We start from the raw sequence: 12,121 nt of genomic DNA on the forward strand, positions 1-12,121 counted from the left end.
TATATTGGTCGCAGTTTCTTACGATTAAACGGACGTTTTCGTGACCGTCTGATACTGATGATGCAAAGCCTTGGCGTTTTTTCCTGCGTCAAATTGAGCTTGCACGGTTTCATACAAGTCATCTGCTACTTCCGGCTTCCATATTTGCTCATGTTCGTACCGAGTGATCGCTTCTGCCAAGGCTTGAGCGGATTTCGGTTTAATCAGCAGATGTTGGTGCTTTCCGAATAAAGACGACACTCCGCCAACATCCGTACAAATAACAGGAACCCTTAGCGCCAGCGCCTCAATCACAACAGTCGGCATCCCCTCACTGTAAGAAGGAAGTACAAATAGATCTGCCGCAAGTAAATAGTCTCTTACCTGATGATTCGGCACTTGGCCTGTGACGATATGCCCCTTCTGCGTCAGCGTCGATTTTGCGGGACCATCCCCGACAAAGACTGCCTTAGGAGAGTCCTGCAGCGATTCGATCGCTTCAGACAGTTCAAAAATGCCTTTCTCTCTGACCAGCCGGCCGACATAGACAGCCAGACGCTGATCGAGCGGGAGTCCGAGTCTTTTTCTGATTTCCTCTTTCGTCTCCTCATTCTCCTGAAAGCGGCTGAGCTGTATGCCGATTGGCAAAACCGAGCTGTCAAAGCCCGAAAGCTTTTTGGCTTCTTCCTGAAGCTTGTGGCTGACTGCTAAAACAACTGACGCAGAACCTACGGCACGCTTGAAGGCTTTAAACGCTCCTTTGCTGTAATGCGGATAGACATTCACATCACTGCCATGCAAGGTCAGGACATAAGGAATTTGAGCTGACTTTGACACGACTGCCGCAGCCCCGCCCGATGGCATGGCAAAATGCGCATGGATCAGATCCGGATATAGGTCGCGCTGTTTCATGGTTTTTAAAACGGCTGATGCGATTCTCCGATGAGGCTGCGCCCACTTCAGCTGGCCGGGAACTGCCCGATAGAAAGGCCGGTAAACCGGTATTCCCTTTCTAATCTCATACTCCGGTCTGGCATCCTTTTTTCGATATGTCTTTTTCAGCATGCGGACAGGTGCTGAATGAAAAGGCCGTGGGCATATCACAATGATATCAAGCCCGAGTTTTTGCAGCTCTTGCACCTGTGTCTCATGAAACACACCCTCTCCGGGTTTCATACTGCTCGGATATACGCTTGTGATCCACAAAATCTTCATGACAAACGTCCTTTTCTTAGTAGTTTGCTTTTCGTTTGAGGGTACGCTTTTACCAAAAGAAAGATATAGCACAGCGCCCCGGCCGCAACTGAAATGGCCAACCGCATTTCTGCCTGCATACTGAAGTGTTCGGTACTGAGGCTTACACCAAACGCGATGATGCCCATCGCCGCAGTAATCAGAAATGGCTTCATAATCGACTGGAAATAAGCTGAAAGGTTAAGCTTGATGACATATGCCAAAAGCCAGCGCCCAATAAGGAAATTAACAACGCTGATAATGGCATACACCCATGCGACTGTCAGCAGGCTTCCCGTCTGTACAGCTGCAAACAGTGATAATCCGTACAGCAGCAGCACGCCGGAATCCCAATAAAACGCTAAGTCAGCTCTTCCTTTAGCCAGCAACACAGATCCATTTGGATTCATGAGCACTCTTAGTATTCCGACAATCGCCAGAACATTTAGGATCGGAACAGCAGCAAGCCATTTTTCTCCGAAAACCGCTGTGATAAAGGCGTCTGACACAGACACGAGCCCGATTAACAGCGGAAACGAAACAAGCGCCAGCATTTTTGTCATATTCAGAAAGCCTTCTCTGATCACGCTGTTTTCATATTTGTTTTTTGCGAAAATAGGGAATGCCACCCGTGTGACAATCGGATTGATCTTCAAAACCGGAATGGTGACAATCTGATAAGCGAGGTTATAAATCCCCAATGCTTCAGCACCAATAAACCGGCCGATCAAAATCATGTCGATATTTGCTCCCAGCCTGTTCACAAGACGGGATGAAAGCTGAAAGGCTCCAAAAGAAAAGAAATCCTTCATGCCTCTCAAATCAAAAACAAAAGCAGGATGCCACTTTTTTCGGTATACAGCCCAATATAAAATCCCTTTACTGGACTGCAGCAGGACTTGAGAAATCACGTACGCCAAAATCGCATCCATCATAAAAACCGCTATCGCTAAATATCCGAATGACAATACATTTGAAAAAATCTCTATTTTGCTTAACGTATTAAAATGCAGCTGCTTTTGCAGCATATACTGATATTGCTGTCCAATTGGCGCGATCAAAAACATAATCGCCAGAATCCGAACCAGAAACACCAGCTCTTCTCTTTGATAAAATCCCGCAATGATAGGACTGCTCACATATAAAAGAACAAACAGCAAAACGCCCGTCATAATGTTAAGCCAATACAATGTTGATAGCTGGCGCTCAGTCGCGTCGTCTCTCTGAATTAATGCTGCGCCAAAACCCATATCGAGCACAATCTGGGCGAAAACTGTAACCGTTGTGATCATGCCGACAAGCCCAAATTCTGTTAAGGTCATCATATTTCCAAGCAGGGCAAACTGAACAATTTGTATGATTGTAATACACATGGTTGAAATACTTGTCCACTTTGCACCGCTCATAATTTGTTTTGTAATACTTGGCATCATATTCCCTACTTCTTTTTAAGCTCAGATTGATGGTGAATAATGGAATACCGTTTTATCTTGCACCATCACCCGTCCAAACTACTTTACAAGTTTTTAACATAATTTTTAATTCTAAAGTGAAAGTCAGATTGCGAATGTAATATAAATCAAATATCAGCTTTTCCTTCGGCGTCATATCGTAACCGCCGTTCACCTGAGCCCAGCCGCTCAATCCTGGTTTAACAGCCAGACGCTGTGTAAAGCCTGGAATCTCATTCTGGAATTTTTCCGTAAATACGGGCCGTTCCGGACGAGGGCCAATCATACTCATATCGCCTTTCAGCACATTAAACAGCTGAGGAAGCTCGTCAATTCTCGTTCTTCTGATAAAAGCTCCGATCCTTGTCACCCGCGGATCTTGCTTCTGTGCCCAAACCGCCCCAGACTTCTCGGCATCTATTTTCATGGAACGAAGCTTATAAAGCTTAAATGGTTTCCCGCCTTTCCCTACGCGTTCCTGCGTATAAATGGCAGGCCCCGGCGTCTCCAAACAAATCAATATTGAAAATACCGCAATCATTGGCAGCGCAATCGCCAACCCAATGAGCGCAAACCAAATATCCATTACGCGCTTTATTGCCAAATAACGAGCCGTCTTTTCAGATAATGTAAAAGAATGTATTTGCTGAACTGAGAATTCACGACTCACATTCATGCTTTTCTCTGCACTCACTGACACACACCTCACGATTTGTTTGGGATGTTATGATGACCTATGCCAGTCAGTTTAGCAGACGGATGTTAATTGGATGTAAATGGTATGTTAAGAAGTGTGAATTTGTTATTTTTTCTGACATTTATCCGTAAACTTTTTATTGTTTTAGACACTTTTTTTAAAAATTAAGCATATTGTTTAAAAAAAGAGACAAATCATTTTACTGATTTGTCTCTTTTCGTTGTGAAGCATTTAATATTGAAAATAAAACTTTGATTTAGAGGTTAACAGCTTGTATTGAACCTCAACCATTTTACTAAAGAATAACATGGATTTTCGTTCAACATTCCTTGTGTCCAAGACAATTGCTTGGTTATCCACTTTTGCACTGATTTTATTTTGAGAAGTGTTTATCGCAAATTCAATTAATCGCTCTTTCTTTACATGAGCTAGCTGTTCAAGCAAACCCTGCACGTTTACCGTCAATTTTGTGCAATTAGGCTCTAACTCTATACGTTTTACCGGTAATGAGATTTCAGACTGTCCGGTATTCACAATCATTTTTGAATGATTTGGCAAACAGATTTGCTTATCTTTAAAAATAAATGATAAATCTTTTGATTCAGTTTCATATGAAAGTTCTGCTTCTGTATAGGCATGTTTCTTTATATCAATCGAAAGATTATCGTAGTTCATTGTGAAATATGGTCTTGCACTGAAGACAAACAACGCATTATGCCCTAAATACATCGTGTTTGTTGAATACTTATACGCAGCACGCTTGTTTCCGATTCTCGCCCTTAATTTATAGCCATCTATTGACGATTCAATAAAGAAATCCCAAACGCCTAAATCTTCTTCTGCAGATGCCAGTTCATCAAACTTGCACTCAAATGTAAATGTTGAATTTTCATACTTAGCCGGCGCAATGTATTTTTCCGCCTTTGTATCACGATGAACAAATACTCCTGTCAGAGATTGATTTTGATTCGTTTCATCATCCAACAATTTGTGTTTAATGGTTCCTTGAATGCTGAGGCTGTGATCGCTAAATTCAATATTCTGCAGATAATGTTCAAGCTTATTTTTATAATTTACTTTTAATAACTCTTCAGAAATTGGATAGCGTTCTAAGCTCGGATAACGTGCAATTAAATCCCCATTATTTACAACACAGAACTTTTTAATGTCTTGTTCTTCACGCTCATACTGGGTTAACCCCTGCAAATCATTATTCCGAATAAACAGCAGCCGCAATTTGATATGCGGAAGCACAAATTGGTCAGCCTCTTCAGGTACTGCATGAATAAATGAGGACAAATATTTAAACCATTCAGCTCTTTCTTCATCTGTCTTCATTTTTATTGTGACATTTTTTGTCCGCGAAAAATCGAAATGCCTGTTTAAAAATACTGCCATCAGTTTCGTTTTTCTTGCTTCTTCTAGATCACTAGCCTTGATAGCAGAGATAATATCTTCCATTGCTCCATAAAAGTTCTCTGGGGGAACATAAGCGACACTCATATGCTCACCGTCTCTTTTGACCAGATAGTAATAATCATAGTCAGCTGAAACAGAAATCTTCTTTGCTTTTAAATAAGCGTTCATTGTGAAGACTTGATCTTCCGCTGCTTTTATGTGAGTAGGGAAGATGATTTGATTTTCTTTTAAAAGTGAGGCTTTAAACAGTTTTTGGGGTCCCAATGTGAAAACAATTTTGGAATCAACCAAATCAACATCTGGATTTGTTTCCTTAAACATTGATTTGGGAACACCTCGGCCGTTTATCCCTTTTAACTTACCTAAAGTAATATCTGAATCATTCTCTTTTGAGAAATTGTACCATCTTAACAATGCTTCATTGCCTAGATAGTCATCGGAATCAACAAACAGGATGTATTCACCTTTGGCAATTTTTATTGCATCATTCCGCGGTGCACCTGGACCGCCTGAATTTACGGTTCTTTCAACAACAACAATATTGTCATATTTCTTTTTATATTGATTCAAAATGTCTAAAGATGAATCCGTAGATTTATCATCGACACATATAATCTCATAATCCTCTTTTGGCATCGTTTGGTTAACTAAGCTATCAAGACATTCGGAAATAAGATCTTCTGAATTATATACAGGGATAACAATGCTTATTTTCATCGATTACCTCACTACCCTAATGGATCGGTTATATTTTTGCCTGATAATTATATCAAAAACATCTGTCAATAAGAATAGGCCTAACCTTAAATTTTGTTAAACTTTTACATAGCATATGTGGTTTAAAATTTTTCTCATTTTATCGTATAAAAAAGCTTGCCGGCAATTCCTGATGGGTTCTGCCGGCAAGCCGCTATTGATGTCTACTAATTTAATCCCCTAATAATATCCAATGATTCCTTCATATATTGCTTGAGCTGCTTTTTCTTGATACAAAGCACTCTTTAACTTACTTGCGTCGTTCGCATTTGAAATGAACGCCAGCTCCGCTAAACTGCTCGGCATCGTTGATTCTCTGATGACATGGAAATTCCCGATTTTCACGCCGCGGTTTTGAGTATTGAGTGCTTTATAGAGTCTGTTTTGTATTTCTGTCGCAAGCCGTTTGCTGTTTTCTGACTCATATTTTGTATAATAGTAGGTTTCAGTACCGGTTGCTGCTGGGCTCGCTGAATTGGCGTGAATACTCACAAATAGGTTTGCATTATTGCTTTTTGCTTTTGCAACCCGCTCCGAAAGCTCTAAGAAAACATCTGTAGATCTGGCCATAATCGGAATGGCTCCACCATTGGAAAGTTTGCTGTTTACAAGCTTAGCAACGGCAAGGTTAACATCTTTCTCTTTTAAACCATTACCTACCGCGCCGCTGTCATACCCACCGTGTCCTGCATCCACAAATACCTTTTTGCCTACAATTACATTTTTAAGCTGGTTCACGACATTTGTTGTCACTGAAATAGTTCCCCCAAGAACTGTGAAGGTATTCTTGCTATTTGATCCGATGACTGTTCTTGTTGCAGTCGGCAATGAACCGGCGTCAGTAAATAGCATTGGGCGATTTTGCTTCGCCGCCAGCACAGAACCCGCTAAAGCATCTGCATATTGATAGCCATTGCTGACAAATGCAGCTTTTGATGAAGAATAATATTTTTTCGCTATGTTGGCAGCCACTTCAAAACGGCTGTTCCCGCCGATTCTTGTTGGTGAAGGAAGCTGGCTGTAAACATTTTTAGAGACACTGATTTCTCCTCCGACCACAATAGTCGATGATGTCCCTTTGCTGTTCATCGCACTTTTCGTTGGTGCAGGAATGGAGCTTGCAGTAGTCAGTAAAATTGGAATACCATTACGAGCAGCATAAGAACCGATCGCCAGACTGTCAGCATATGCCGTGCCATTTGCGATTACCGCTTTTGAATTTGAAGATAACTTTTTAGAAATATTTTGGGCAACTTCATAGCGGCTTCTTCCGCCGATCCGTTCCACATTGGAAATACCCAATTTTTTAATGTCACTTACAACGTTGTTAGAAACACTTATTGTTCCGCCAATGACGATAACCTTGCTCGGTTTAAGCTGGCTGATTCTGTCTTTCGTCGGCGCAGTCAGTTTAGATGATTCCGTCAATAAAATCGGGGCATTGTATTTGTAAGCTAAAGGTGCAGCAGTTAATACATCTGCATACGCTGTTCCGTTTGCCACAACAACCGTGCTCGCACTGCTCCAGCCTTGTTTTGAAACATTCACAGCAACCTCATATCTGCTTGCTCCATCCAGCCTTGTAACAGAGTTGGCCGCAAACGCATTTGGTACAAATAACACGACTCCTAGTATCAGCATAGGTATGCTTTTAAGAAAGATCCGCAAAGATAGTCCCTCCAAAGATTCATAATGATTCATAAATCAAATAACGAACAAAGGAGGCATCTCGCCTCCTTGGACTCTAACAATCTTTTAATAGCTTGATAGAGTTGTTCCCGGATAGTAAAAACTTAAAATCGTTGTATAAGATTGTCCGGCAGCTGCTCTGGCATTGGCTCCGTACTGACTCATGCCTATGCCGTGTCCGTATCCTTTACCGCTAATGAGAAAGGCGTTTGTATTGCTTGAGACAGAAGCGTATGTACTCTTCATATTCGAAGCGCCAAGCATTGTTCTCAGCTCTGTTGCCGGTACTGAAATTGTTGCCGTTTTTTCACTCAGGCTTCCATTTGAAAGAACGTAGCCATTTGATTTTTCTTTCACGAAATATGAGAATGTGACACTTGCTGTTTCCGGCCGCTGACCGGCAGTTTTCTCCGTGCTGAATTTCACACTGGATATTTTCGTGATTTTGATAGACTCAGCATTGCTGTATTTATTTTTAATAAACCAGCTTTTCAAACCGCTCAAATATGCTGAGTTTGTTTCATTTTTAGAGCTCCACCATGAACCCGGGCTTTTCAGATTCAGACTGCTCTTATCAAGCTGGGTTTTATTTAAAGACAGAGACCAGCTGATTTGCGGGTCGTACGTATCTTTTTTGGCGATTAAATAAGGAAGCTGGCTGCTCCACACCTCACCGCTCGCTTCTGTGTAGCCGCCGTTGCTTGAGGAATACGTAGCTGAAATCAAATTCCCATTGTATTTCAAAACTTTTCCTTTTGTAGCTTCGACCACTTCTGAAGTTTTTGAATTCCAGTCATATCCGCCATATACCTGAAAAGCGGTGGTGTCTTGTACTTCTTTTCCGGCCGAACTGATGGAATAAGTTCTCGCTGCGACAGCTTGGGCTTTAAGCGCTTCTTTCTGCCAGCTGGCCGGCATTTCATGAGGAACAACACCCTTTAAATAATCTTCAAAGGGGATATTCACATTGATTGGCCGAACATATTTGCCTGACTCTATTGTAAATTTCATGTTTCCGAGATATGGCGTTCCGTTCAGACTGATAGAATTTGTAGTTGCATACTTTTTAGGCTGTGCTGTAAAAGACGTTCCAAGCGTCTTGATTGCAGTACTGTTTTTATAAAGCACCAGGTTTCCGCCGGTTAACTTGACTGTATATCCAGTTCCTGCAAAAGTATCTGCCAGTTTGTTCTTTAGCGTATCACTGATGGAGATGCTTCCTCCAAGCAGCGCAAATGACTGAGTCCCTTTTGACGCTACCACATCAGCGACTGGTGACGGCAGGCTTCCTGATTCAACCAGCAGTAAAGGGCTTCCCTGCTTTGCTGCAAGCACAGATCCCGTTAATGCATCCGCAAATGTTTGGCCGTTTGACATAAATACCTTTGTTGCTTTCATATTTAATTCTTTAACGATATTGGCAGATACCTCATATCGTGAAACGCCACCAATCCGTTTCACAGTTGCCTTCTTTTTTAATGCAGCTTCCACACCAGTGCTGACACTCAACGGACCGCCGACAATTGTAACCTTGCTTGGAATTTTGTAATCACTGCGGATGTTATTGTCTCCCGCAAGTAAAATCGGATAACCGTTCATTGCAGCATATGGCGCGATTGACAGGGCGTCCGTAAAGACCATGCCTGTGGCCACTACTGCCTGGCTGTAATTCCCCATCCGATCGGCTATGTTTTTAGAAACCTCGTAACGGGTTGCTCCGCCAATCCGATCGATAGAACCATATTTTTTTAATGTATTTTCTACATTTTTAGAAACACTGATTGTCCCGCCAATGATGAGAATATTGTCAGGATTTAATTTTGCAATTTCGCTTTCTGTTTTTGGTGTTAGCGAATCTGCGTCTGTTAATAAAATCGGTGCATCGTACTTTTTGGCAAGCGGGGTTGCTGAGAGCGCATCGGCAAAAGCGTCCCGATTCACAATGACCACAGTCGTTGGATTTGTCCATCCGGCAGAGGCGACATTATTGGCAACATCAAAACGGGTTGCTCCTCCATATCGCTCCGTATCCGCAATTCTTGAGCCGGGAATTTCATATCCGCCTGTGATATCGACATCCAAACTTGATTTGCTGCCTACATAATTACTCAGCTTAACCGAAATGGTTTTATCAGCAGCTTTCGCAGTCTGCATAAACGCCGGACATGCTACAGCCGCCGCAGTGACTGACGATAGAAGCAAGAGCTTCATTTTTTTCAAAACATGGAACCCCCTAAGAGTTTTTTATTACTTTGTCTCAAGATCCTTAAGCATTAAAGCGCCATTTGAATCTTTTGTATATTTGACAACAACTTTTTGCCCTTCTGAAATGCTGTTCATTTTGTCCTGAAGGTCTGAACCAACCTGAATCGACGTCTCTTTATCATCAATAGTGACTGCAATTGTATGGCTGTCCGCCAAACCGGCAAAAGTGCCTTCCTTCGTTACTGTCTCTTCTGCAGCTGCATCCTGGCTGTCTGATTTTGTTTCTGCTCCTGATGTGTTCTGAGCTGTGCCGCACGCAGACAAAAGAAGCAGCATTGAGAACATTAAAATAGCAATTTTTTTCATTCCTATATCACCTCTCCACTTTTTATCGACAATTTTAAGCTTATTTTAAGATTTCTTTCAAAACAACGAAAAATTTTTGCGGATTTTCTTAAAATACCGAAACATTTGTTACAAGGAGCCGTCTATTGTAAAGAATCAGACAAATTTTAGTTGTTTTCAAATATTAAGAAACTTATAATCGTACTAGATTACAAAAAAGCGAGGACTTTATTATGAGAGCTGAAAAAAGAAAGAAAAAAAGAAAGGCGTTACTTGTCATTTTAGCCATTGTGGCCGTATTTGTACTCGGAACTGGAGGCTATGCATACTACTTATGGCATAAAGCAGCATCAACCGTGGCAAGTATTCATGAAAGCATTGATAAATCGAAAAAGAGGGATAAAGAGGTCAGTATCAATAAAAAAGATCCTTTTTCCGTCTTAATCATGGGTGTGGATGAACGCGACGGCGATAAGGGCCGTGCCGATACGCTCATTTATATGACCGTTAACCCAAAAACGAATACAACCGACATGGTCAGCATTCCGCGTGACACGTATACAAAAATTATCGGAAAAGGCACAATGGATAAAATCAACCATTCATACGCTTTCGGCGGCACGCAGATGACGGTAGACACTGTTGAGAACTTCCTCGATGTTCCGGTTGATTATTTTGTAAAAGTGAACATGGAAAGCTTTAGAGACGTTGTTGATACACTTGGCGGCATTACAGTTAACAGCACATTCGCGTTCAGTTATGACGGTTATTCGTTCGGCAAAGGAGAAATCACGCTGAACGGAAAAGAAGCGCTCGCTTATACCCGGATGAGAAAAGAAGATCCGAGAGGCGACTTCGGACGCCAGGACCGCCAGCGCCAAGTCATCCAAGGTATTATTAATAAAGGCGCTAATATTTCTTCCATCACGAAATTCGGAGATATGTTTAAAGTTGTTGAAGATAATGTGAAAACGAACTTGACCTTCGATAACATGTGGGATATCCAGTCGGATTACAAAGGTGCGCGGAAACATATTAAACAGCACGAACTAAAAGGTACAGGCACGAAAATCAATGGAATTTACTACTACCAAGCTGATGAAAGCGCCCTTTCCGATATTACAAAAGAGCTGAAGGAAAGCCTCGAAAAGTAAAACAAAAAGAAGCTTCGCACAATGTGCAAAGCTTCTTTTTTATTTGCCTGTAAATGAATCCGGTTGTTCTTTCCGGTACCCGTAATGAAACAGCAATTCTTCCACAATCCGGCGGGAAGCCTCTCCATCTCCATACGGATTAGAAGCCTGGGACATTTTCTCGTACTCATCATGATCAGTTAACAGCTGTTTTGCCAGCTGATAAATGTTTTCCTCATCCGTCCCTGCAAGTTTCAGCGTTCCCGCTTCCACTCCTTCAGGCCGTTCCGTCGTATCACGCAGAACAAGCACCGGTTTCCCGAGAGATGGGGCTTCCTCCTGCACGCCGCCCGAATCTGTCAATATAAAATACGATTTCGCTGCAAAGTTATGGAAATCGATCACCTCTAAAGGTTCAATCAGATGCACTCTGTCAGAATCACCAAAATGCTTATGAGCCGCTTCCCGGACAACAGGATTCAGGTGCACAGGGTAAACGACTTGTACATCTTCAAATTCCCCTACAATTCTGCGGATGGCCTTGAACATTTTTTCCATTGGCTCACCCAAATTTTCCCGGCGGTGAGCGGTCAAGAGAATCATTTTATCCTCACCCACCTGATCGAGAACAGGATGTGAGTAAGCATCCCTAACCGTTGTGTTGAGTGCGTCAATCGCTGTATTGCCCGTTACAAAAATAGAGTCGGCCTTTTTGTTTTCTTTTAATAAATTGTCTTTCGCCTGGCCTGTCGGAGCAAAATGCAAATCAGCAATCGCCCCTGTCATCTGTCGATTGAGCTCTTCCGGAAACGGGGAATACTTATTCCCTGTACGGAGCCCCGCCTCCACATGACCGACAGCAATTTGATGGTAAAAAGCGGCTAGGCTTCCGGCAAACGTCGTCGTTGTATCACCATGGACAAGCACAATATCGGGTTTAATATCTTTAAACAACTCATCCAATTTTACAAGTGCGTTAGACGTAATCTCTGCCAGTGTCTGCCGCTCCTTCATAATGTTCAAATCGAAGTCAGGCTTGATGTGAAACGCATCTAACACCTGATCGAGCATCTGTCTGTGCTGTGCAGTTACCGTTACATAGGAATCTATTTCAGGATATTTTTTCAATTCAAGCACAAGCGGTGCCATCTTGATCGCTTCAGGCCTGGTCCCGAAAACGGTCATCACTTTTAGTTTTTTCATATTTGTCACCT

9 protein-coding genes are annotated in these 12,121 nt (G+C 42.1%); 1 reads left to right on the forward strand and 8 read right to left on the reverse strand.

The features are described 5' to 3' along the window. Positions 1-24: 24 nt before the first annotated feature. The 7 genes from tuaC to QF06_RS16210 all read right to left on the reverse strand — a co-directional run bounded on the left by tuaC (position 25) and on the right by QF06_RS16210 (position 9,795). Positions 25-1,194 (reverse strand): teichuronic acid biosynthesis protein TuaC, encoded by a 1,170-nt coding sequence (gene tuaC / locus QF06_RS16180; RefSeq protein ID WP_041850470.1) that lies wholly within the window; start codon positions 1,192-1,194, stop codon positions 25-27. Continuing rightward, positions 1,191-2,642 carry a teichuronic acid biosynthesis protein TuaB gene (tuaB, locus tag QF06_RS16185; protein WP_041850611.1) on the reverse strand — a complete coding sequence of 484 codons (1,452 nt, stop codon included), beginning with the start codon at positions 2,640-2,642 and terminating at the stop codon, positions 1,191-1,193. Before tuaB ends, tuaC begins: the two co-directional genes overlap by 4 nt. Positions 2,643-2,697: 55 nt before the next feature. Next, a complete protein-coding gene (locus QF06_RS16190) occupies positions 2,698-3,357 on the reverse strand; it encodes a sugar transferase (protein ID WP_003242561.1) in 660 nt (219 codons plus the stop codon). Between the two features lie 234 nt (positions 3,358-3,591). Next, complete coding sequence (gene tarQ / locus QF06_RS16195) at positions 3,592-5,496, reverse strand: (poly)ribitol-phosphate teichoic acid beta-D-glucosyltransferase TarQ (RefSeq protein ID WP_043940207.1); 1,905 nt, start codon at positions 5,494-5,496, stop codon at positions 3,592-3,594. A 219-nt stretch (positions 5,497-5,715) separates the two neighbouring features. After that, complete coding sequence (locus QF06_RS16200) at positions 5,716-7,203, reverse strand: N-acetylmuramoyl-L-alanine amidase (RefSeq protein WP_041850468.1); 1,488 nt, start codon at positions 7,201-7,203, stop codon at positions 5,716-5,718. Positions 7,204-7,290: 87 nt separating this feature from the next. Then, positions 7,291-9,444: a SpoIID/LytB domain-containing protein gene (locus QF06_RS16205; protein WP_041850467.1), complete on the reverse strand. Its 2,154-nt coding sequence runs from the start codon at positions 9,442-9,444 to the stop codon at positions 7,291-7,293. A gap of 27 nt (positions 9,445-9,471) precedes the next feature. Further along, positions 9,472-9,795 carry a hypothetical protein gene (locus tag QF06_RS16210; RefSeq protein WP_021480727.1) on the reverse strand — a complete coding sequence of 108 codons (324 nt, stop codon included), beginning with the start codon at positions 9,793-9,795 and terminating at the stop codon, positions 9,472-9,474. Positions 9,796-10,007: 212 nt separating this feature from the next. Between QF06_RS16210 and tagU the strand changes: the two genes are divergently transcribed. Beyond that, complete coding sequence (tagU, locus tag QF06_RS16215) at positions 10,008-10,928, forward strand: polyisoprenyl-teichoic acid--peptidoglycan teichoic acid transferase TagU (protein ID WP_015251104.1); 921 nt, start codon at positions 10,008-10,010, stop codon at positions 10,926-10,928. A 39-nt stretch (positions 10,929-10,967) separates the two neighbouring features. Here the strand turns inward: tagU and wecB are convergent, their stop codons facing one another. Beyond that, positions 10,968-12,110 (reverse strand): non-hydrolyzing UDP-N-acetylglucosamine 2-epimerase, encoded by a 1,143-nt coding sequence (gene wecB / locus QF06_RS16220; RefSeq protein WP_041850465.1) that lies wholly within the window; start codon positions 12,108-12,110, stop codon positions 10,968-10,970. Positions 12,111-12,121: the final 11 nt, after the last annotated feature.

It is taken from the genome of Bacillus sp. YP1, from assembly GCF_000877815.1.
Lineage (GTDB): Bacteria > Bacillota > Bacilli > Bacillales > Bacillaceae > Bacillus > Bacillus subtilis.